This window comes from Cytophagia bacterium CHB2, assembly GCA_030263535.1.
In the GTDB taxonomy this organism is placed as follows: domain Bacteria; phylum Zhuqueibacterota; class Zhuqueibacteria; order Zhuqueibacterales; family Zhuqueibacteraceae; genus Coneutiohabitans.
The window spans coordinates 1-19,951 of record SZPB01000085.1; the positions used below are offsets into that span (position 1 = coordinate 1).

Here is a 19,951-nt window from a genome sequence, read left to right on the forward strand (position 1 = left end):
TTGAGCATTGCGATAGCTTGAGGCGGTGAAACATCCACATCTTCGAGCGCGAACGTACCGCCGGGCGCAATCAACGTGGAATCGTTCCAATGAAACGTGTTGCGGCGCGCGTGGCCGCCAAAATCATCGTGATTATCAAGCAGGAGAATACGCGCATTCTTTTGGGCTTGTTGATAAACATGGACTGCGGACAACCCAGAAAGCCCGGCGCCAATGACAATAAGATCGTAGGCTTCACCGGTATCAACACTGTTTTCATTTTGATTCAGATAAACGTCATCGCGCACGAGGTGGCCGAGCTGGGTGGATGCCATATCCTGGCCGCGCAAGCCGGAAGCTTCCGGAGGATAAAATGCCGGCCGCACAGCAGCGTTCACGCGCGGGGGACGTTGACAAGCAAGCGCCGCGCCCGCGACGCCCAGCGCCATGCCCTGCAAAAAATCGCGCCGCGTGATGGGGCGATTCATACCGAGAAATTTGTCAAACTCGGTCATGTAAAAGTGATGTAATGAGGAGTGGAAGAAAAAACGCCCACAGAGAAGAATTCCCACAGAACCGCATGAAACTTTTCTTTGGGATGATCACCTCCATGGGCGAATATCAGCAAATGATTTTATCAAATCAACGATCGACTTCCCCCAACACGATATCAATGCTGCCGACGATCAAAATCATATCGGCCACCATGGCGCCGCGGCTGATTTCATCGAGCAAACTCACATGCACAAAGCACGAGGAGCGGCAACGCACACGATCGGGCACATCGCTGCCGTTGGAGCGCAAATAAAAACCGATCTCGCCGCGCGGGGCTTCGCTGCGCACGTAGCATTCTGTGCCCGCCGGCGGCCGCAGGCGCCGCGGAATCGCTTCTTTCACATCGCCTTGTTCCGGGCATTCTTTTAATGCCTGGCGTAAAATCTTGACGGATTGTTCGATCTCTTTGATACGAACGTAGTAACGATCGAACACGGAGCCAACCGGGCCGTAGAGTCCCTCGCCGACCGGCACCTCGAATTCGAATTGCGGATAAATCGAATACGGCTCGTCTTTGCGCACATCCCACTTGATGCCGCTGCCGCGCAACACCGGGCCGGTGGCGCCGCAGTTGATGGCAACCTCCGGCGGCAAAATGCCGACATCCGAAGAACGCTTGATGAAAATGTGATTGCCGGAGAGCAGGCGATTGAACTCTTTCATGTTGCCTTCGAACTCATCGAGAAACTCGCTGGCCTGCTTCAGCCAGCCCGAGGGCAAATCGCGGCTGAGGCCTCCAATCCAGATGTAATTGTACAGCAAGCGCGCGCCGGAAATCCATTCGAACAAATCGAGAATGCGTTCGCGATCGCGAAAAGCCCAGAGAAATGGTGTAACGGCGCCGACGTCAAGCCCGAAGGTGCCGATTGCCATTAAATGGCTGGCAATGCGCATGAATTCGCCGCAGATCACGCGAAGATACTCCACCTTCTTGGGCAGCTCTTTAATCCCGAGCAATTTTTCCACCGCGAGGCAATAACCCCAATTCATGCTCATGGAGGCGAGATAGTCGAGGCGATCAGTGTAGGGGATGACCTCGTTCCACCCCACGTTCTCGGCATGCTTTTCAAAATTGCGGTGCAGATAGCCGACGTGGGGCGTGCATTTCTTGACGATTTCACCGTCCAGCACCAGTTCCAGGCGCAACACGCCGTGCGTCGAGGGATGCTGCGGCCCCATGTTGACGATCATATCATCCCCGGGAAAATCTTTACTCACCCGCGCTTTGGCCATCATCTCGTAGTTATATTTTTCGACCGCCGTCGCCGGATCGAGATCAACCACCATGCTGCCTTCGTCTTCGAAGTAATAGCGCTGCCGTTTGAAGATGTTGCCGAGTGTGCCGAACATGTCGAATTTCCTTAATGATCAAAATTGCGTTTTTGAATTAGGAGCGCCGTGATTTGAATGAATGAAGCGATGATATCATGATTCAAGATGCCCAAGCGCTGTGAAACCTTAAACTCGGGTGTGTATCGCTTTGTGCTTGGATTTGAGGTTGACCTCTTTGCCGATTTCAAAAAGAAATTCCGGCGCAAAATCAGCGCCATTCGGCCACTCAATAGTTTTGGTATTGGGATTGACCGTCACTTTCTTGAATAGAGTGATCTTCTTTAAGGGCTCAAAGACTTCACCCAAAAGCTCATCCCGCAGGTCAACGTCTTTAACAGAGCCGTTATCAAATGCTAATCGCAGCTTATAGCCTGACAGATATGTGACGTCGATAATATGCAAAAACATTTTCTCTCCAGCTCTAAATCAGAGGCGATATTTTTTGCAAGGGTTGGCGCCTTTTTGCCAGTTCCCAATTTTGCGTCAACTCATCCTGAGGCTTTTCAAACCATTCTATTGCCATCCGTAAGGCCCGTTTTGACATCTTGCCTTGCACGATACCTGTTTCAATTTCAATGGTCACTTCTTGCTCTTGATATCTCGCATGAAAATGAGGCGGCTCATAATCATTATAATTCATGAAAATCACGATACCATAGAATCTCGAAATCTCAGGCATTTTATAACTTACCGATGAATTCTTATGCGTGCGCGTGTTCTTTCGCTTCCGGCTTGGGCTTTGCCGGCGCAGCGGCAGCTTTTGCCGCTTTGGCGGCTGCGGCCGCGGCTTCTTCCAACGCTTGCTCGGCCAGCATTTTTGCCGCTAATGCCGGTTCGTATTTCGAGAAATGAAAAATCCCGTTGCTGCGTTCATACACCGTGGCTTCGTATTTATCCGTCATGTAAAGGCATTCCGTCGGACAAACCGTGGTGCAAAGATCGCAATAACAGCATTTGAACATATCAATGTCAAAACGCACAACATGCTGGCGAATCGGGTTGCCGGTAGAGGCTTTGCCGAGATCCTCGGTGGGCTTGGCTTTGACGGTGTCGATGTAGATGCAATCCACCGGGCAAATGCGCGCGCATTTGTAACAGCCAATGCAATCATCAACATTATTAAAGAGCTGCATGCGCGTGCCGGGCGGCAGTTCGAACCGCACGTGGGGATATTGCAGCGTGGTTGCCGGCCGAAACAGATGCTTCCAGGTTTCCATCATGCCGATCAAAACCGTGAAAATGCCGTTGAACACATCTTTAAAATATGTAACCATGCTCACTCCTTCTTCTCTGCGGAAGCGCCGTTGCCGTTGGGGGGAAGATGCTTTTCAAAGGCAAAGACGAAATGGCCGCGCTCCGGGTTGACGCCGAACGTTTCGAACTTGTGCCAGTCTTCGTCATACGGCACGCGGATGCCGTGATAATATTCCTGCACGACGTAATCTTTGCGCAGGGGCGAGCCTTCCCAATCATCCGGACAAAGAATGCGGCGAGGATCGGGATGCTCGTCGAAGGTGATGCCAAAGAGATCATAAATTTCGCGTTCGTGCCAATCCGCGGTGCGCCAAAGATACGATACGGTGGGAAGATGCGCGCCCTCGCGCGGCATTTCGGTTTTTACCGTGAACCAGTGTTTGTGGCGGAATGAAAAAAGATGATATATCACTCCGAGTTCTTTGCCGGCGCCGAGATCATAACCGGCAACGTCGTGGCACATATCAAAATAAAGCTCCGGGGTTTCATGCAAAAACTTACAAACGGCGAGAATGTTTTCCGGCGCGACCTTGACAAACGGATCAACCACGTCGGCCTGGAATGCAAGAATCTGATCGCCGAAGCGTTCCTGCAATTTTTGCGCAATCTGTTCGGGTGTCATTATTTTACCGCCTCCGTGAGTTTGCGTCGAATCATGCTTTCACGCCGCATCTTCTCCTGCAACTTCAACAAACCATCGAGCAAGGCTTCGGGGCGGGGCGGGCAACCCGGCACATAAACGTCGACGGGCACGATGCGATCAACACCTTTCAAAACATGATACCCATGCTTCCAGTAAGGCCCGCCGCAGGTGGCGCAACTGCCCATCGACATCACGTATTTCGGTTCGGGCATTTGCTCATACAACACTTTCACGCGCTCCGCCATTTTGATGGTGACAGTGCCGGCAACGATCATCAGATCCGTTTGGCGCGGGCTGGGCCGAAACACGCCGGCGCCGAAGCGATCGAGATCGTATTTCGAAGCGCCCACCGCCATCATTTCGATGGCGCAGCAGGCCAGGCCAAACGTCATCGGCCACACGGACGATAAACGCGCCCAATTCAAAAGGGAATCAACAGAAGTGACGATCACATTGTCGCCATAGCGGCCTTCTTCGAGAAAACGCTTTTCTTTATCGAGAAAAGGCGGCATCGGTCGGCTCATACGTTCCTCCGCTCTGCGAGATAATTTAAGTTGTTTCCACCAAATCCGTCCGTGAGGTATAATGCTCTTTCTTCGGCTCGAAACTCAACAGCATCTCTTTGGTGAGCAACATGCCGTTGCGGCCGTACGAGGCGAACTCAAGAATACCGGTGTCCATGCGAATGGCATCCTCGGGGCAGGCTTCCACACAGTAACCGCAAAACACACATTTGCCGAGATCGATATCGAATTGCCGGGGCACTTTTTCAATCTGCTTTTCCGGGCGTTCACCGGCGACGATGTAGATGCATTTTGCCGGGCAAACCGTCTCGCATATCATGCACGCAACGCAACGTGGCGAACCATCCTCGCGCTTGGTGAGACGGTGCAGCGTGCGCAAACGCGGCCAAATCGGGCGGCGCACTTCGGGATATTGAAAAGTCACCGCGCCCTTCCATTCGCGTTTGACGCCGATACTCGCCAAGAAGAAATGCCAGAGATTGAAAAAGAAATGCCGCATCGTGAGCACGAGTCCGTCCCAAACGCGCGGCAGATAAGTTTTTTCCCAAAAAGTTAGCGGTTTATATTTGTCGTGAACGTTCATAGTGCCGTTACAGGATTTGCGTTGCTGGTTTTGGATTACTCAGAGCCGGTTGCTGTCCCGCGTGGTTTGCTCATTTGAAAGGTTAGGAGGCCAGCAACCAGGAACATCTTTTATAAAAACACAATCACTGCCGCCGTTACAAAAACATTGATAAGCGCCAAAGGCAGCAGGATTTTCCAGCCGATGAACATGATTTGATCATAACGGAAACGCGGCAGCGTCCAGCGAATCAACATCATGAACCAAAGCAAGATAGCGACTTTAATCGAAAAGGCCAAAAACTGCAAGAGGGTTACCACCGGATTCGACAAGGCCAGCGTCCCGCCCCAGGGAAATTCAAAACCTGCTGCGGCTAAATAAGGCACCTGCCAGCCGCCAAGAAAAAGTGTGACGGTGATACACGCGATCAGCACGGTTTCAATTAAATCCGTCAGGAAAAATACGCCAAAACGCATGCTGCTGAATTCGATATGATAGCCGATGATCTCGCTTTCGCCTTCAGGCGCGTCAAAGGGAATGCGCTTCGTTTCCGCAATGCCGGTAGTTAAAAAAAGCAGGAACCCGATGGGCTGCAAGAAAATGCCCCACTTCGGAATCCAGCCCCAAGCCAGATTGCCTTGCGCGCGCACGATCTCCTGCAAATTGACCGTTTGATAAACCATCAATACGCCGATAATCGAGACCCCGATTGCAACCTCGTAAGAAATCATCTGGGCCGAGGCGCGCAAGCCGCCCATCAGCGAATAGTTGTTGTTCGACGCCCATGAGCCAAGCACCACGCCGTAAACCGCCATGGACATCGTGGCAAAAACGTAGAGAATGCCGACATTCAACGGCGCGATTTGCATCGGATGCGCGGTTTCACCGACTATGAGCGTATCGGCAAACGGAATCGCGGCAAAGGCGGCAACCGCAAAAAACATGCTGATCCCGGGCGCAATCGAAAACAAAAACTTTTCTGCGCCTTTGGGCCGAAAGTCTTCTTTAAAAAACATTTTCAACGAATCGGCAATGATGTGGAACAGGCCAAAAAGCCGCAGTCCGAAAATCTTCGCGCGGTTCGCGCCGACACGATCTTGCATAAGCGCGCTTTGTTTGCGTTCAACCCAGGTCAACAAGGCCGCTGTGTTGAACACGAAGAGAAGAACAAAAAAAAGGAATTTGAGAATGGTTGCAATGATGTCAGTCATAACTATCCAAAAATTGGAATCACACGCAGCTTATCTTGCACTTGGTTCAATCGTCGAGCCTTCACCACGTTGAGATCTTCACCGATTTTATGACCCACCTCGCCCATCGTCTCATACGACATGCCGTGGAACGCCGCAATCTCTTGCGCGAGCGCATTAAAAACGTCTTCGGCTTCGAGGTAAGGACTCATCACGCCCAATTGCTTGCCGAGCATTTTTAGAATCTGCCATTCCGGCCGCGCATCGCCGAGCGGCGCAACCGCGGCATACAAACGCTGCACACGATCGGCAAAATTCGTGAAGGTGCCGTGCTTCTCCGGCCAGGCTGCCGCGGGCAATAAAACATGAGCAAGATCACTGGTGGCATGGCGATTCGTTCCGATGAAAATCACCGTCGGCACTTTTTGCAAAGCCTTGGCGATAGTCTCCTGCGCAAAGCCGTCAGTGAGATCGTGATGAAAGATCAACAAGACGGCCAGCTTGCCGTCCGCCGCCTCTTGCAGGAGATTCTGCGAATCTTGCGCGGCGACGGAAAAGTCCATCAGCTCCGCGCCCCGCGTGTTGGGGTGGCGATCTTCTTTGATTAAGAAAGCATCGCTCACTGGCTTCTCTCGCGGCGCAAGTTTCGTGGCAACGTTCTGAATGCCGAGTCTGTCGATGAATTTCTTCAGCACGAACAAATCTTCATTCGCAAGTTGCGGCGAGGACCACACGCCGGCACGGCCGGGCAGCGCGTTTTTGATTTTTTGCACAACCGCGTCAACCGCCACCTCCCACGTCGTCTCCAGCCACTGCTCGCCGTGTTTCATCATCGGCGCAGAAATGCGCGAGGGATCATCGACGCCCTTGAACGCATAGCGCCCGATGTCACACATCCACCATTGATTGACTTCGGGATTGTAGCGCGGCTTCAGACGCACAACGCGGCGGCCTTCGGCATGATGCGTGCGATTGGTATTCGTGTGCACCGCGATATTGCAGCCGGTGCTGCAGCCCGGGCAAATCGAATTGGTTGCCTCCAAATACCACACGCGCGCTTCAAAGCGAAAGTCTTTTTCCGTGAGCGCTCCCACCGGGCAAATATCAACGGTGTTGACGGAATACAAATTATCAAGCTGCTTGCCGGGATAAGGCGCCAATTCCGCATGGTCGCCGCGATTGAAAATGCCCAGCTCATAGCTTTTGCTAACCTCATCGCAGAAGCGCACACACCGGCTGCAGAGAATGCAGCGTTCCTGATCGAGCATGACATGCGGGCCAATGTCGCGCGCTTTGTCTTTCTTGACTTTGTTCTCGACCATTTTGCTGTCGTACTGGCCGATGCGCATGTAATATTCTTGCAACCAGCATTCGCCCGCTTGATCGCACACCGGGCAATCGAGCGGATGATTGACGAGCAGCAGCTCAAGCACGTCTTTGCGCGCGCGCAGCGCCTTTTCGCTTTGTGTGTGCACAACCATGCCGTCGGTCACCGGCGTGTAGCAAGCGACTTGCGGCTTGGGCATTTTTTCGATTTCAACCAAACAGATGCGGCACTGGCCGACGATACTCAAGCCGGGATGATAACAATAGCGTGGAATCTCGATGCCGAGCTTTTCCGCAGCTTGAATGACCGTGGCGCCGGCTTCGACTTCGACTAGTTTGCCATCTATGGTGATGTTGGGCATGTGTGACCTTATGCTGCTTCCAATAATTTGGGTTCCAGAACCAATTTTTTAACTCGTACCGTGTGGCGAGAGTCTTTATCCAAAGCTTTCACTTCTAAAAAATTTGAAACCGGCGCCTGCTGGATTAGTTTGAGCACAAGACGCTGAAGGCGCTTGGGATATGAAGCTAGCTTGTCTAGCACAATCGGTTTCCGACGAGAATATTGCACCAAGCGGTTATAGCAAATGAAAATCATTTGCAAGGGTTTCTCTTCAACAGTGTCGAAGTACAGAACGATGGTATCGGCGATTTCGAGTCCCGTTTCTTTTTTCACTTTCGCGTGCGGGAAATTAACCGTTAGGATATCTCCCTCTGCATCGTAGTAGATGTCTTTCATAGGCTCACCAATCTCAATAGTGCAAGTATGCAGTCATCACAAAGTTGTTTTCGCGATATACAGTGGATGGGTCAAACTCGAATTTTACGATAACGATGATTTTTTTATATCCGAGCGGCAAACCGCGAAACGGTCTTTCATATCTGAAGACATCAGAAAAAGGCTCTTCTTGCCGCCGCCTGCTCTCCCGCAGAGTTGATAACACCTTCGGCAATATTTCATCGTTCATACCGCGATGCCGTTTGGCATGCCGCCAACGTTCCTCGGTCATGTAGATTGTATGCCCATAGCGATCAGTCACATAAACGGGTCATGTCAATTGCGATGACATTTCTTACCCCACAATTCGGCTTTAAGCCTTCACCGCCGGTTTCCAATTGCTATATTCACCCGTGTGGCATTTCCCGGTTTTTGCATGCGCTTCAAACTCTTCACGATACTTTTTAATAAAGCCGAACACCGGCATGGCGGCGGCGTCGCCGAGCGGGCAAATGGTGTTACCCATAATACCGTTGGCGATGCTCCACAGATTGTCGACGTCCTCGATGCGGCCGTTGCCTTGGGCCATGCGCGTGAACACTTTATCGAGCCAGCCCGTGCCTTCGCGGCAGGGTGTGCACTGGCCGCAGCTTTCATGATGATAGAAGCGCGAGGTTACCAGCAGAACGTCGAGCAGACAGGTGTCTTCGTCAATTACAATCACGCCCGCCGAACCGATCATCGAGCCAAGGGCGGCGAGAGATTCCACATCCATTTTTACATCAATTTCTTCGGGCCGCAACACCGGCGAGGAAGAACCGCCGGGAATCACGGCCTTCAATTTTTTGCCGTTGCGCACGCCGCCGGCTTGATTGATGATCTCTCGCAATGTCGTACCGTGCGGCAACTCATAAACACCGGGGTTGTTGACGTGGCCGCTCACGCTGTAAAAGCGATAGCCGCCGCACTTTTCGCTGCCGAGTTTCGCAAACCAGTCGCCGCCGTTTTTCAGAATCGCCGGCACATAGGCAATGGTCTCGACGTTGTTGACAATCGTCGGGCAGCGAAACAAGCCTTCGATGGCGGGAAACGGCGGCTTCATGCGCGGCCAGCCCTTTTTGCCCTCAAGCGATTCCAGCAGCGCAGTCTCCTCGCCGCAAATGTATGCGCCCGCGCCGCGATGCACGAAGAGATTCAACTTGTAACCGGTGCCGAGAACATCGTCGCCGAGGATTTTATTCTGGTAGGCTTCATCAATTGCGGCTTGCAGAATGCGCGCCGGCTCGACGTATTCGCCGCGAATGTAAATGTACGCGGTGTGCGCATCAATCGCCTTCGCGGCGATGATGATGCCTTCAATCAAGGCATGCGTCGCGCGGGTGATGATGTAACGATCTTTGAAGGTGCCCGGCTCGCTTTCATCGGCATTGATTACCAAATATTTCGGTTTCGGCGATTGCTTGGGAATGAAACTCCACTTGCGTCCGGTGGGAAAGCCCGCGCCACCCAGGCCGCGCAAGTTGGATTTGATGGTTTCATTGATGATCTCGTCCGGCGTCATGGCCAGCGCCTTCTTTGCCGCCTCATAGCCGCCGGCACTGAGATAGTTTTTCAGGGTCTGGCAATTCTGTTTGATCAGGGGCGTGAGAATGCCGCCGTTGGTTGTCATGTTCGATCAGTCCTTGGCAAATGAACTCTACAAAAAAGCAAAAGCTCTCACGCAGAGACGCAAAGCCGCAAAGGAACGCAAAGAAAAACTCTTTGCGGGTTCTTTGCATCTCTGTCCTGCCTCGGCGGGATGCGCTTTTGGTTTTGGCTCGTGCATGCTAAATTTGTTGTGCGCTGATTTTTATTCCATTCCGCTTGATGTCGAGCACGATGGGCAATTCTTCTTTCTCAAATTCTTCGGGTGAAAAGCAAATCGGCTCCAAATCAACATTGTATCGTGAAGCGCGACTGAGAATTTTTTGATTTATCGCAATCGAATTTTCGGAGTTGAGCGCCGGCGTGACAATGGCCGTATCAATGCTTGCCTTGCTCAAGCGACTATGAAGCCAAAGCTTTATCTTCTTCCATCCAAGCAGGGACATGGGTTCCATAAAGCACGTCAGGATCAATATCTGCACCGTTGCTCCATACAATCGTGCCCAACTCTTCATCAACTCGAACTGAACGAAAAAATTCCGGATCATTCTTCAGCGGCTCAAAAATCGGGCCTCTCAATAAAGGTTCAAGATTTACTACTTTTTGATCACCATTCGAGAATGTTAGTAACACGTTGAATCTTTCTAGCGGCTTAACACTTTTGATGGAAATCATAGGATCACCTCGGACTATTCAAGAGGCTCGATATCGTTCAACGGCATACCGGCTCTTGCTTGTTGCCAGTTTTGTCGTAACTCATCGCGATGAAGAGCCGCCCACTCCAACACCAAAGCCAACACCCGGCGAGGCAAACGGCCTTCGGTTATTTCAAGAGTGTCAATCGAAACCTTAGCGCTATGTTCCGCATACTTTACATGAAAATGCGGCGGAATGTGATCGTCATAAAACATACCAATGACGATTCCAAAGAATCGGCTGATCGTTGGCATTGGAAGAAAATTTATTTCAACCCCGCCAAAATCTCATCAATCTTCTCCGGCGTCAGGTTGTCGATGTACTTCTCGTTCAATTGCATCATGGGCGCGGTTTCGCAGGAGGCCAGGCATTCGACCGCGGTTAGCGTGAATTTTCCGTCGGCAGACGTTTCGCCATCTTTGATGCCGAGTTTTTTCTCGAGAAGCGTCATGATTTCGCGATGGCCGCGCAGCGTGCAGGAGATCGTGCGGCACACTTGAAAATGATACTTGCCCACCGGCTTTTGGCGGAACCAGGTATAAAACGAAAGAACTTCTTTCACCTTCACCACCGGCACACCCACCAGCGCCGCAATTCCTTCTTCCATTTCAACAGGAATATAGCCCTTCTCTTCCTGCACCAGATGCAAGATGGGCAGAAGCGCGGCGCGCTTGTTTTCCGCAGGATAATGTGTCAACACTTCGGCAATACGATCAAGTGAAGCCTGCGACAGATTCAAACTCATCGATCCAATTCTCCTGCAATCATATTCACGGTTCCGAAGGTCGCGATAATGTCGGCCACGGCATCGCCTTTGATCATTTCATGAAAGCCGGACATGAGCGCAAAACATGGCGGCCGCACATCGACGCGATAGGGATTGCCGCTGCCGTCGCTGATCACATAAAATCCCAGCTCGCCATTTGCGCCTTCCACGGCCCGATAGGCCTCGCCCACCGGCGGTTTGATGCCATAACCTTCCATGATCAGCATGAAATGATTCATCAACCCTTCGATGCTGCCATACACTTTTTCTTTCGCCGGCAAGGCCGCGCGTTTGTCGTTCGGGAAAATATTGTCGCGCAACCGCGAGTTGCCGCCGGAAAGCGTGGGATCAGTCAGCGCTTGAATTTGCAGCAGGCCTTTCGTTTGGCCGAATTTGCCGTAGTCGGCCATCTTGCTGGCGGGCAACACTTTGCCGTCGTGATCGACGTTGATCTCGCCGCCGGGGATGTCCTTCAGGCATTGTTCCAGAATTTTTATGCTCTGCTCGATCTCTTCCATGCGCACGAGATATCGATCATAATTATCGCCATTCACGCCATACGGAATATCAAAATCGAGTCGATCGTAAACCAGATAAGGCTCGGCTTTGCGCACGTCGTAATCAATGCCGCTGGCGCGCAACATCGGCCCGGTGAATCCATAATCGAGCGCCATCTCTTTGCTGATCACGCCGATGCCTTGCGTGCGATCGACGAAGATGCGGTTGCGCGTGAGCAGCTTGTGCATCTCTTTCATGGCGATGCGAAGCTCTTGGAGAATCTTGCGCAGATTATCGCCAAAGGTCGGCGTGAGATCGGCTTTGACGCCGCCAACACGCACGTAGGACACGGTCAGCCGCGCGCCGGTGATCTCTTCGACGAGCTCGTAGAACATGTCACGCACTTTGACGAAATACAAAAAGGCGGTCATGGCGCCCAGTTCCATGGTGTTCGCGCCGATGCAAGTGAGATGATCGGTAATGCGCGAGATTTCCGACATGATGACGCGAATGTATTTGCAGCGCTCGGTGATTTGCAGGCCCATGAGCTTCTCGACCGCCATGGCGTAGCCGACATTGTTGATCAACGGCGAAACATAGTTCAGACGATCGGTGTAGGGAAACACTTGCGTATACGTTACCGCTTCAGCGTCTTTCTCGAAGGCGCGATGGAGATAGCCGATGCCGACATCCGCGTTCTCGACGCGCTCGCCGTCAAGCTCCAACAACACGTGAATGACGCCGTGCATGGCAGGATGTGACGGCCCCATGTTGAGCAGCATATTCTGCGTGTTTTGTCCGACGACTTTTTCTTTGATGCGAAATGTTTTGGCGTGGCCATTTTGCTGCACCGCCAGTTTTTCATTGGAGATGAGCGGGTGCCGGCGATTGATGGGGTAATCCTTGCGCAGCGGATGGCCCTTGAATTCGTCGTACAACAAAATCCGGCGATGATCTTCGAGACCCTTGAAACGAAAGCCGAACAAATCCCACGCTTCCCGCTCATACCATCCCGCGCCGGCCCACAAATGCGAAATCGAGAACAGCATGGGATCACTTTCCGGCACGGGCACGCGCAGGCGCAGGCGCAGCTTGGCGGGCCAGGCAAAAAGATTGTAATAAACCTCAAAGCGCTGCGGGCGCGGCTGCGGAAACGTGAGATAATCCACGCCGCCGAGATCCATCAAAAAATTGAACGCGGGTTTATGCTCGTTCTTCAAATAGAAACACACAGAGGGCAACGCTTCACGCGTCACCTCCAGCACATTCTCGCCGGCGGGAGAGGCGATGATTTTCGCCGCTTCAGGAAATTTTTGGACAATTGCTTCCAGCCAGGACATAATTTCACATTAAGGATTTCAGGATGATCAAATCTCTGGCGCGTTGGAGGGCTGGTTTGAATCCGGCAATCCGAGCCGCCAACGTTCCGGATTTAGTATTCTTGCTTCTGTTTTTGGATTTTTTCCTGCAACAGCATAATGCCTTGCAACACGGTTTCGGGCCGCGGCGGACAGCCGGGAATGTACACATCGACGGGCACGATGGTGTCAATACCTTGCACGGTCGAATAGTTGTCATAAAATCCGCCGGTGCAGGTGCACACGCCGAATGCGACGACCCATTTAGGCTCGCACATCTGATCGTAAACGCGGCGCATGATCGGCGCGATCTTTTGGCTGATAGTGCCAACGACGAACAACACGTCGGCCTGGCGCGGGGTAAAACGCGGCAAAGCCGCGCCAAAGCGATCAAGATCGTATTGCGGGCCGGCAAGCGCCATGTATTCCATGCCGCAGCAGGCCGTCACAAAAGGATATTGAAAGAGTGAGTATTTGCGCGCCCAACCGACGGCTTGATCCAGACGCGTTGTGATGAAATTATCGCCGCCCAGCGCATTTCTTAATCCCATTCCAAAGCACCTCGCTTCCAGGCATAAATCAATCCGATAACCAAAACTCCGACAAACATCATCATACTAAAAAAGCCGCCCGGGCCAAGCTCACGAAAAACCGTGGCCCAGGGAAAGAGAAAAACAATTTCAATATCAAAAAGCACGAATAAAATCGCGATCATATAAAATCGAATCGACTGGCGATCACTCGGCGCCGCGATGGGCGCCCAGCCGCATTCGAACGGCACTTCCTTGACGGGATTCATGCGCTTCGGCCCCAGCCAGGAAGACAAGCCAAGAATCAACAAAACCAGTCCCGCCAAACTGGCAAACGTTACGAGAACGGCGATAAGACTGCTCATAATTCACTCACGATAGGCCGACCAAATGGATGACAACAGCCAACGGATTATCATAAAAAACGAGCACAACCGCAACCTTATTCTGCAATCAATCCCTCCGCCCACTTGCGATTCACAAGCGCTCGGCAATTGCCTTTGCCATGTCGATTGTCGTGGCTTCACCGCCCATGTCGGCGGTGAGCACGCGGCCCTCCACCAATGTGGTTGCAATACTGTTTTCCAGGGCGCGCGCCATTTCATGCTCGCCGAGATATTCCAGCATCATGCGCGTCGCAATCAACAAACCGATGGGATTGACTTTGTATTGCCCGGCCAAACGCGGCGCCGAACCATGAATCGGCTCGAACATGGCATAATTGTCGCCAATATTCGCGCTCGCGCCGAAGCCCAAACCGCCGACGAGCTGCACGCACATTTTCGAGAGAATATCGCCGAACAAATTGCTGGAGACCAGTACCGCGTAATGCTGCGGGTTCTTCAGCAACCACATGCAGAGATGATCGATATTCACTTCGTAAAAATAAATCTCCGGGTACCGCTTCGCCAACCGCCGGGCTTCGCGAATCAGCATGCCGCTGGTGGCGCGCGTGACGTTCGGTTTTTCGACCACGGTTACCGAACGATAACCTTTGCGCCGGGCAAAGTCAAATGCCTGGCGCGCAATACTGTGGCAGCGCTGGCGCGTCATAAAACGCAACGACACCGCAACATCCTCCGGATTCAACCGGGCAAAACGCTGCGCCTTTGCCTGATGCGCGACAATCGCATTCATTAACTCGCGCGGCATGGGGTGAAACTCAACGCCGGCGTACAAGCATTCGGTGTTTTCGCGAAAAACAACGATGTCGATATCCGGACGAAAGTTCAAGGGATTGCCGGGATACGCCTTGCAAGGCCGGATGTTCGTGTGCAAATTGAACGCCTGTCGCAACTCAAGCACCGGGCTTTGGTAGGTCAAGCCCTTGCCCTGCAATTCCGGACGCAACTCGCGCGCCGCATCTTCCTGCGGTTTGCTGGTGATCGCGCCCAACAAGCAGGCGTCCGTGCGCTGCAACATTGTGATGGTGCGCTCCGGCAGCGCATTGCCTTCGGTACACCAAAAGTGCCAGCCGACCTCGCCCGGGAGGAATTCCGCGTCAAGCTTAAGCTTGTCGAGAACGATTCCGGCTGCTTCCATCACATCTTTGCCAACGCCATCCCCGGGCAACCATCCGATCTTGTACTTGGCCATGTTGCATTACATACCAAACATGAGTCCTTAACTCGTGTCCGTCCGAAAACGCCCCAACCCGGCTGCGCGGGCGTCGTTGCGACTCGGGCGCGCGAACTCTTGAGGTTTAAATGCCACGGCCAAGCCGTTGCGAGAACATCTACAAAAAGCAGCGTGCCTTCGCACCAACACTAAATATGAATCGCCTCGCCCAAAGCGTCGGCGGCGGCTTCCATAACGGCTTCAGTAAATGTCGGGTGCGCGTGGACGATCTTCGCCAAATGATGAACCGTGCTTTCGAGTGCGCGCGCAGCCACCAATTCAGCGATCAAATCCGTGGCTTCGCTGCCGAGAATATGCGCGCCCAAAATTTCGCCATATTTTTTGTCAACCACAAGCTTGACAAATCCCTCAGTTTCACCAACGGCAACGGCCTTGCCCAGCGGCCGGAACGGAAACCGCCCGACGGCAACGTCATAACCCTTTTCGCGCGCCTGCTTTTCCGTCAAACCCACGCTGCCGACTTGCGGCTGGCAATAGGTGCAGCCGGGAATATTGTTGTAATTCACCGGATGCGGCGCTTTGCCCGCTATATGCTCGATACAGGTAATGCCTTCCGCGGAGGCCACATGCGCCAGCAACGGCGCGCCAATCACATCTCCGATCGCATATACTCCCGGCACATTGGTGCTGTAGTTCCGGCGGTCGACGTTGATGAAAGATTTCTCAACGGTAATGCCAGCCTCCTCCAGGCCGAGATTGCTGGTCTGGCCGGAGAATCCGATTGCCATGAGGGCAACCTCGCCGGTAACACTCTTTTCCGCGCCGTCAACAGTGTAACTGACCGTGACGTCTTTGGCGGTTGCGTTGACGCCGCTCACTTTGGCGTTGGTTGCGATGGTCATGCCGCTCTTTTTGAAATTCGCGGTGAGCGCTTTGACGACTTCTTCATCTTCGAGCGGAAGAATTTGCGGCATCATTTCGATGATCGTGACTTTGCAGCCGAACGCATTGTAGAAATACGCAAACTCAACGCCAATCGGGCCGCCGCCAATGACGATCATGCTTTTGGGCATCTCGGACATGATCATTGCTTCCGTGCTCGTAATCACGCGCTTGCGGTCCAGAGCCACGCCCGGAATGGTGCGATGAGAACCGCCGGTGGCGATGATGATGTTCTTGCCCTTGTATTCGCCCACCGCCTTGCCGTCTTTGGTGACTTCGACGACATTGCCCTTGCGCAAGCGTCCGGCGCCGTCAATATGCTCGATTTTATTCTTGCGAAATAGAAAATGCACGCCTTTGTTGATCTGCTCGGAAACCTTGCGGCTGCGTTGAATGATCTTCTGCCATTCGAATGAAATATTCGAGACGCTCAAACCAAAATCCTGCACATGCTGCAGCAGATGGTACACCTCCGCGGAACGCAACAATGCCTTGCTGGGAATGCAGCCCCAGTTCAGGCAGAGGCCGCCAAGTTTGTCTTTTTCAATAACGGCGACTTTCATGCCCAGTTGTGCCGCGCGAATGGCGGCAACATATCCTCCCGGGCCGCCGCCGACAATGACGAGATCGAATTCTTTCAATCGTTACTCCTCGATTATTGCGAAAATCTCATAAAAAATTCACGGCGTGGTGCCGAGATAGGTTCCGTCAAAATTCACGTAATGATTCGGTTCGGTTCCCGTATTGAAATTTAACCCCCAATGCGGCCCGTCGTATGTGGCGATGTTGAACACGGCCAACGTCGCTACCGTTGCTCCCGGGTCGCGATGGGAAGCGGTCGCATTGAAAATGTCGGTGCTATTGACCCAGCCCGCAGGCAACGGCTGGTTATTGGCGCTCGGCGCGTTCGCTTGCGCGCGCGTGCTCGTGGAAGTCGTGCCGTTGTGCCGTACATTCACTTGAAATTCTTTTTGCTGAGAGGGGCTCCACGCCACAATTCCCCAACTGCCCTGATTCGCCGGCAGCCGGCCGTCTTTAAAAACCTGTACACCGGAAATCGTGTAAATCTGTGCATCGGAGGCAAAGCCGCTGATTAACGGCTGCGCAATGTCTCGCGCCCAATAGGCCGATCCGTCGTAGGCGTTGCCCGGGCGTTGCTGCGGCGCAGGAGGCGTGCAAGTGCCGCCGATGAGTAACACGCCAACGAGGACCGCGCTCAATTTAACAAAGAATTTTTGCCACATGCTCATTCCTCACGTTTTACCGATGATTGTTCTGCAAGCGCGCCGGCGCCTAAAAATAAAGCGTTGTTTTTTGCAACAAGCTCTCACTAAACCCAAAACGTTTCCGGCTGCGCCTCGGGGGCTGGTTTTAATCGCCGCACAATATCTCGAATAATCACCTTAGCATGTTCGCGGCCATTTTCTATGAAAATTTTATTGGCATTCTTGCCCGCGGCCACGACGCCCGCCACATACAGCCCGGGCACGTTCGTTTCAAACGTCTCCGGATCATGGCGCGGGATCAACTCGTCGCCGCCGATATCAACGCCGCAGGCCTGGAGAAAATCATAATCCGGATGATAACCGGTAAGCGCGAACACAAAATCGGTTTTCACCGTTGACGTTTCGCCCTTGTCATTTTGCACGGTGAGGGCGTCAGCGGCGATGCGCGTGACGCGCGTGTTGAGCAGCGCCTTGATGCTGCCCTCTTGAATGCGATTGAGAATGTCGGGCAAAATCCAATACTTCACGCTTTGCCGGATTTCCGCGCCGCGATGGATCAGGGTGACCTCCGCGCCGTGACGATACAAATCCAGCGCCGCCTCCACCGCAGAATTTTTGCCGCCGATGATGGCAACTTTGCGCTGAAAAAATGGAAACGGCTCGGTGTAATAATGGGAAACGTTCGGAAGGTCTTCGCCGGGGATATTGAGGGCATTCGGGTGATCATAAAAACCGGTTGCAATAATCACGCACGCAGCGCGATACGTGCCGGCCGAACCCTCAATTTCAAAAGAATCGCGGGCACGTGTGACGCGCAAAACTTCTTCGTAAAGTTTCAGATTGAGCTGATAGTGCTGCGCCACACGGCGATAATAATTCAGCGCCTCCGCACGGGTTGGTTTATCGCCGGAAACAATGAACGGAACGCCGCCAATTTCAAGCAACTCGGGCGTTGAAAAAAAACGCATGTGCTTCGGGAAGCGGTAAAGCGCGTCGACCACCGCACCCTTCTCAACAATAACCGCAGATAGGCCGCTGCGCTGTGCTGCAATACCACAAGCCAGCCCAACCGGCCCGGCGCCAATAATCAAAGTATCCAATCGTGAGTTGCGTTCCATTCCACCTCTTGCTTGTCTCACGGCTAACAAGCTCTTTCCCAACTCCGTTCGCGCTTTTATCTTCAAGCATTTATCATGATAAACAAAAAAGTCGCGGTATTATAAAGAATTCTCCTCAGCAAAGCAAGGGCTATTTACCTGCACTGAGATTCCTGGATTTTGCCGTCATTTGGATGAAATATTGCATCACGTACACAATTCGATTGCCGGCGTTTTCGCTTGTGATCGCGATTAACTATCGCATGAATTTAAACTTTCTCAAAGTTGTTACTGAAATTTTATGACAAATAAAAATTTCGCTTGATAGAGTGGTGTTGGAATGCTAAATTTAGCCAATCCTAAATTTTATTTTAGGATGTAAATTCACCTCACTGATTCGAAATTTCCAAACATCTTCTCAACGCTATTTTGTTTTTCGAAAATCTAGTGAAATCACCTGGTGCTGTCTTATGACTGATCCTTTGCTTGCATTGATTAGCGCTATCGGGCTGGTGGCGCTGGCGTGTTTGATCTTTTGGCCGTCGTATGGTTTGATTTGGCAATTGCGCAAGCTCAAACGCACGAATGAAAAAGTCCTGATTGAAGATGCGCTCAAGCATCTTTATCATCAAGAGTACAAAAGCCTCATTGCCACACTCGAAAGTTTGTCAGGCGCGTTGAGCATCACGAATGATCACGCCGCGAAACTGCTCACCAAGCTGGAAGTCCTTGGTTTGATCACTTCCCAACAAAACGGCTTTGCGCTGACAGCGGATGGCCGCTCATATGCGCTGCGCATCATTCGTGTCCACCGCCTCTGGGAACGTTATTTCGCGGATGAGACGGGGCTGGCTGCCACGGAATGGCATGCGGAGGCCGAACGCCGCGAACACAATACGACGCTGGAAGAAGCCGAAGCGCTGGCCGTGCAAATGGGCAATCCTCTGCTCGATCCGCACGGCGACCCCATTCCAACTCCCGGTGGTGAATTGCCGCAACAGCAAGACATGCCTCTCACCGATCTGCCGGCCGGTGAACTCGGCCGCATCGTTCACATTGAAGATGAGCCGGCAATCATCTATGCGCAACTAGCGGCGCAGGGATTGCATCCGGGCATGATCATTCGTGTGCAGGATAAATCCGCCGAGCGCATTCAATTTATTGCCAATGGCGAGGAAGTCCGGTTGGCGCCGGTGGCCGCGGCGAATGTCAGCGTCGTGACCTTGTCCAATGGGCACGAAATGATCGGCCCGCACGAATCCTTGAGTTCGCTGGCCATGGGCGAATCCGGCGTGGTGCTCGGCATTTCAAAAAACTGCCGCGGTTTGCAGCGCCGGCGGCTGATGGATCTCGGCATCGTGCCGGGCACAACGATTTCGGCAGAGCTGTCCAGCGCCAGCGGCAATCCCAAAGCCTATAACATTCGCGGCGCTTTGATTGCGCTGCGCCAGGATCAAGCGAATCTGGTTTACATTCATCGTCAGGAGAAAGCCTCATGAGTTTGCCCGTCACCCAACCAGCCTGTGAAGCCTG

General features: G+C 52.7%; 25 protein-coding genes. 1 reads left to right on the forward strand and 24 read right to left on the reverse strand.

The genetic code is table 11. From position 1 onward, the window contains the following. From FBQ85_10420 to ypdA, 24 genes are all read right to left on the reverse strand, one after another. Positions 1 to 494 (reverse strand): NAD(P)/FAD-dependent oxidoreductase (locus tag FBQ85_10420; GenBank protein MDL1875563.1); only part of this gene is annotated, 494 nt, incomplete at its 3' end. Positions 495 to 621: 127 nt separating this feature from the next. Beyond that, positions 622 to 1,767: an NADH-quinone oxidoreductase subunit D gene (locus FBQ85_10425; GenBank protein MDL1875564.1), complete on the reverse strand. Its 1,146-nt coding sequence runs from the start codon at positions 1,765 to 1,767 to the stop codon at positions 622 to 624. Between the two features lie 225 nt (positions 1,768 to 1,992). Continuing rightward, entirely contained in the window at positions 1,993 to 2,274 is a 282-nt protein-coding gene (locus FBQ85_10430; GenBank protein MDL1875565.1) for a DUF2442 domain-containing protein, read from the reverse strand. A 13-nt stretch (positions 2,275 to 2,287) separates the two neighbouring features. Continuing rightward, positions 2,288 to 2,545 carry a DUF4160 domain-containing protein gene (locus FBQ85_10435; GenBank protein MDL1875566.1) on the reverse strand — a complete coding sequence of 86 codons (258 nt, stop codon included), beginning with the start codon at positions 2,543 to 2,545 and terminating at the stop codon, positions 2,288 to 2,290. Positions 2,546 to 2,567: 22 nt separating this feature from the next. Continuing rightward, a complete protein-coding gene (locus FBQ85_10440; protein ID MDL1875567.1) occupies positions 2,568 to 3,140 on the reverse strand; it encodes a 4Fe-4S dicluster domain-containing protein in 573 nt (190 codons plus the stop codon). A 2-nt stretch (positions 3,141 to 3,142) separates the two neighbouring features. Beyond that, the gene (locus FBQ85_10445; protein ID MDL1875568.1) at positions 3,143 to 3,742 is read right to left on the reverse strand and encodes an NADH-quinone oxidoreductase subunit C; all 600 of its coding nucleotides are present in this window, start codon (positions 3,740 to 3,742) and stop codon (positions 3,143 to 3,145) included. Further along, the gene (locus FBQ85_10450; protein MDL1875569.1) at positions 3,742 to 4,275 is read right to left on the reverse strand and encodes an NADH-quinone oxidoreductase subunit B; all 534 of its coding nucleotides are present in this window, start codon (positions 4,273 to 4,275) and stop codon (positions 3,742 to 3,744) included. Before FBQ85_10450 ends, FBQ85_10445 begins: the two co-directional genes overlap by 1 nt. Before the next feature lie 37 nt (positions 4,276 to 4,312). Then, positions 4,313 to 4,870, reverse strand: a complete 558-nt coding sequence (locus FBQ85_10455; GenBank protein ID MDL1875570.1) for an NADH-quinone oxidoreductase subunit I — start codon at positions 4,868 to 4,870, stop codon at positions 4,313 to 4,315. Between the two features lie 110 nt (positions 4,871 to 4,980). Next, the gene (locus FBQ85_10460) at positions 4,981 to 6,060 is read right to left on the reverse strand and encodes an NADH-quinone oxidoreductase subunit H (protein ID MDL1875571.1); all 1,080 of its coding nucleotides are present in this window, start codon (positions 6,058 to 6,060) and stop codon (positions 4,981 to 4,983) included. 2 nt (positions 6,061 to 6,062) lie between these two features. Beyond that, positions 6,063 to 7,727, reverse strand: coding sequence for a 2Fe-2S iron-sulfur cluster binding domain-containing protein (locus tag FBQ85_10465; protein MDL1875572.1), 1,665 nt, complete (start codon positions 7,725 to 7,727; stop codon positions 6,063 to 6,065). Positions 7,728 to 7,735: 8 nt separating this feature from the next. Then, the gene (locus tag FBQ85_10470) at positions 7,736 to 8,104 is read right to left on the reverse strand and encodes a hypothetical protein (protein ID MDL1875573.1); all 369 of its coding nucleotides are present in this window, start codon (positions 8,102 to 8,104) and stop codon (positions 7,736 to 7,738) included. Positions 8,105 to 8,117: 13 nt separating this feature from the next. Continuing rightward, entirely contained in the window at positions 8,118 to 8,405 is a 288-nt protein-coding gene (locus FBQ85_10475) for a hypothetical protein (GenBank protein ID MDL1875574.1), read from the reverse strand. Between the two features lie 51 nt (positions 8,406 to 8,456). Further along, positions 8,457 to 9,752: an NADH-quinone oxidoreductase subunit NuoF gene (nuoF, locus tag FBQ85_10480; GenBank protein ID MDL1875575.1), complete on the reverse strand. Its 1,296-nt coding sequence runs from the start codon at positions 9,750 to 9,752 to the stop codon at positions 8,457 to 8,459. Positions 9,753 to 9,909: 157 nt separating this feature from the next. Next, positions 9,910 to 10,125 carry a hypothetical protein gene (locus tag FBQ85_10485; GenBank protein MDL1875576.1) on the reverse strand — a complete coding sequence of 72 codons (216 nt, stop codon included), beginning with the start codon at positions 10,123 to 10,125 and terminating at the stop codon, positions 9,910 to 9,912. A gap of 4 nt (positions 10,126 to 10,129) precedes the next feature. Then, the gene (locus tag FBQ85_10490) at positions 10,130 to 10,402 is read right to left on the reverse strand and encodes a DUF2442 domain-containing protein (protein MDL1875577.1); all 273 of its coding nucleotides are present in this window, start codon (positions 10,400 to 10,402) and stop codon (positions 10,130 to 10,132) included. A gap of 14 nt (positions 10,403 to 10,416) precedes the next feature. After that, positions 10,417 to 10,677: a DUF4160 domain-containing protein gene (locus FBQ85_10495; protein MDL1875578.1), complete on the reverse strand. Its 261-nt coding sequence runs from the start codon at positions 10,675 to 10,677 to the stop codon at positions 10,417 to 10,419. Positions 10,678 to 10,688: 11 nt separating this feature from the next. Continuing rightward, complete coding sequence (locus FBQ85_10500; GenBank protein MDL1875579.1) at positions 10,689 to 11,168, reverse strand: NAD(P)H-dependent oxidoreductase subunit E; 480 nt, start codon at positions 11,166 to 11,168, stop codon at positions 10,689 to 10,691. Beyond that, the gene (locus FBQ85_10505) at positions 11,165 to 13,027 is read right to left on the reverse strand and encodes an NADH-quinone oxidoreductase subunit D (GenBank protein ID MDL1875580.1); all 1,863 of its coding nucleotides are present in this window, start codon (positions 13,025 to 13,027) and stop codon (positions 11,165 to 11,167) included. The genes FBQ85_10500 and FBQ85_10505 overlap by 4 nt, the downstream gene beginning before the upstream one ends. A 92-nt stretch (positions 13,028 to 13,119) precedes the next feature. Continuing rightward, positions 13,120 to 13,596, reverse strand: a complete 477-nt coding sequence (locus tag FBQ85_10510; GenBank protein MDL1875581.1) for an NADH-quinone oxidoreductase subunit B — start codon at positions 13,594 to 13,596, stop codon at positions 13,120 to 13,122. Further along, positions 13,587 to 13,940: an NADH-quinone oxidoreductase subunit A gene (locus tag FBQ85_10515; GenBank protein MDL1875582.1), complete on the reverse strand. Its 354-nt coding sequence runs from the start codon at positions 13,938 to 13,940 to the stop codon at positions 13,587 to 13,589. Before FBQ85_10515 ends, FBQ85_10510 begins: the two co-directional genes overlap by 10 nt. 112 nt (positions 13,941 to 14,052) lie before the next feature. Further along, a complete protein-coding gene (locus FBQ85_10520) occupies positions 14,053 to 15,171 on the reverse strand; it encodes an isocitrate/isopropylmalate dehydrogenase family protein (GenBank protein MDL1875583.1) in 1,119 nt (372 codons plus the stop codon). 170 nt (positions 15,172 to 15,341) lie between these two features. Then, positions 15,342 to 16,736, reverse strand: a complete 1,395-nt coding sequence (gene lpdA / locus FBQ85_10525; GenBank protein ID MDL1875584.1) for a dihydrolipoyl dehydrogenase — start codon at positions 16,734 to 16,736, stop codon at positions 15,342 to 15,344. Positions 16,737 to 16,775: 39 nt separating this feature from the next. After that, positions 16,776 to 17,339, reverse strand: coding sequence for a hypothetical protein (locus FBQ85_10530; protein MDL1875585.1), 564 nt, complete (start codon positions 17,337 to 17,339; stop codon positions 16,776 to 16,778). Positions 17,340 to 17,425: 86 nt separating this feature from the next. Then, positions 17,426 to 18,439 carry a YpdA family putative bacillithiol disulfide reductase gene (gene ypdA, locus FBQ85_10535; GenBank protein ID MDL1875586.1) on the reverse strand — a complete coding sequence of 338 codons (1,014 nt, stop codon included), beginning with the start codon at positions 18,437 to 18,439 and terminating at the stop codon, positions 17,426 to 17,428. A 449-nt stretch (positions 18,440 to 18,888) separates the two neighbouring features. Here ypdA and FBQ85_10540 point away from each other — a divergent pair, with 449 nt between their 5' ends. Beyond that, positions 18,889 to 19,917: a hypothetical protein gene (locus tag FBQ85_10540; GenBank protein MDL1875587.1), complete on the forward strand. Its 1,029-nt coding sequence runs from the start codon at positions 18,889 to 18,891 to the stop codon at positions 19,915 to 19,917. The last annotated feature ends 34 nt before the right edge of the window (positions 19,918 to 19,951 follow it).

Excerpts from the sequence above, each read along its gene's own strand:
- FBQ85_10425 (MDL1875564.1), bottom strand. The coding sequence starts at position 1,767 with ATGGCCAAAGCGCGGGTGAGTAAAGATTTTCCCGGGGATGATATGATC.
- FBQ85_10430 (MDL1875565.1), bottom strand. The coding sequence starts at position 2,274 with ATGTTTTTGCATATTATCGACGTCACATATCTGTCAGGCTATAAGCTG.
- FBQ85_10435 (MDL1875566.1), bottom strand. The coding sequence starts at position 2,545 with ATGCCTGAGATTTCGAGATTCTATGGTATCGTGATTTTCATGAATTAT.
- FBQ85_10440 (MDL1875567.1), bottom strand. The coding sequence starts at position 3,140 with ATGGTTACATATTTTAAAGATGTGTTCAACGGCATTTTCACGGTTTTG.
- FBQ85_10445 (MDL1875568.1), bottom strand. The coding sequence starts at position 3,742 with ATGACACCCGAACAGATTGCGCAAAAATTGCAGGAACGCTTCGGCGAT.
- FBQ85_10450 (MDL1875569.1), bottom strand. The coding sequence starts at position 4,275 with ATGCCGCCTTTTCTCGATAAAGAAAAGCGTTTTCTCGAAGAAGGCCGC.
- FBQ85_10455 (MDL1875570.1), bottom strand. The coding sequence starts at position 4,870 with ATGAACGTTCACGACAAATATAAACCGCTAACTTTTTGGGAAAAAACT.
- FBQ85_10460 (MDL1875571.1), bottom strand. The coding sequence starts at position 6,060 with ATGACTGACATCATTGCAACCATTCTCAAATTCCTTTTTTTTGTTCTT.
- FBQ85_10465 (MDL1875572.1), bottom strand. The coding sequence starts at position 7,727 with ATGCCCAACATCACCATAGATGGCAAACTAGTCGAAGTCGAAGCCGGC.
- FBQ85_10470 (MDL1875573.1), bottom strand. The coding sequence starts at position 8,104 with ATGAAAGACATCTACTACGATGCAGAGGGAGATATCCTAACGGTTAAT.
- nuoF (MDL1875575.1), bottom strand. The coding sequence starts at position 9,752 with ATGACAACCAACGGCGGCATTCTCACGCCCCTGATCAAACAGAATTGC.
- FBQ85_10490 (MDL1875577.1), bottom strand. The coding sequence starts at position 10,402 with ATGATTTCCATCAAAAGTGTTAAGCCGCTAGAAAGATTCAACGTGTTA.
- FBQ85_10495 (MDL1875578.1), bottom strand. The coding sequence starts at position 10,677 with ATGCCAACGATCAGCCGATTCTTTGGAATCGTCATTGGTATGTTTTAT.
- FBQ85_10500 (MDL1875579.1), bottom strand. The coding sequence starts at position 11,168 with ATGAGTTTGAATCTGTCGCAGGCTTCACTTGATCGTATTGCCGAAGTG.
- FBQ85_10505 (MDL1875580.1), bottom strand. The coding sequence starts at position 13,027 with ATGTCCTGGCTGGAAGCAATTGTCCAAAAATTTCCTGAAGCGGCGAAA.
- FBQ85_10510 (MDL1875581.1), bottom strand. The coding sequence starts at position 13,596 with ATGGGATTAAGAAATGCGCTGGGCGGCGATAATTTCATCACAACGCGT.
- FBQ85_10515 (MDL1875582.1), bottom strand. The coding sequence starts at position 13,940 with ATGAGCAGTCTTATCGCCGTTCTCGTAACGTTTGCCAGTTTGGCGGGA.
- FBQ85_10520 (MDL1875583.1), bottom strand. The coding sequence starts at position 15,171 with ATGGCCAAGTACAAGATCGGATGGTTGCCCGGGGATGGCGTTGGCAAA.
- FBQ85_10530 (MDL1875585.1), bottom strand. The coding sequence starts at position 17,339 with ATGTGGCAAAAATTCTTTGTTAAATTGAGCGCGGTCCTCGTTGGCGTG.
- ypdA (MDL1875586.1), bottom strand. The coding sequence starts at position 18,439 with ATGGAACGCAACTCACGATTGGATACTTTGATTATTGGCGCCGGGCCG.
- FBQ85_10540 (MDL1875587.1), top strand. The coding sequence starts at position 18,889 with ATGACTGATCCTTTGCTTGCATTGATTAGCGCTATCGGGCTGGTGGCG.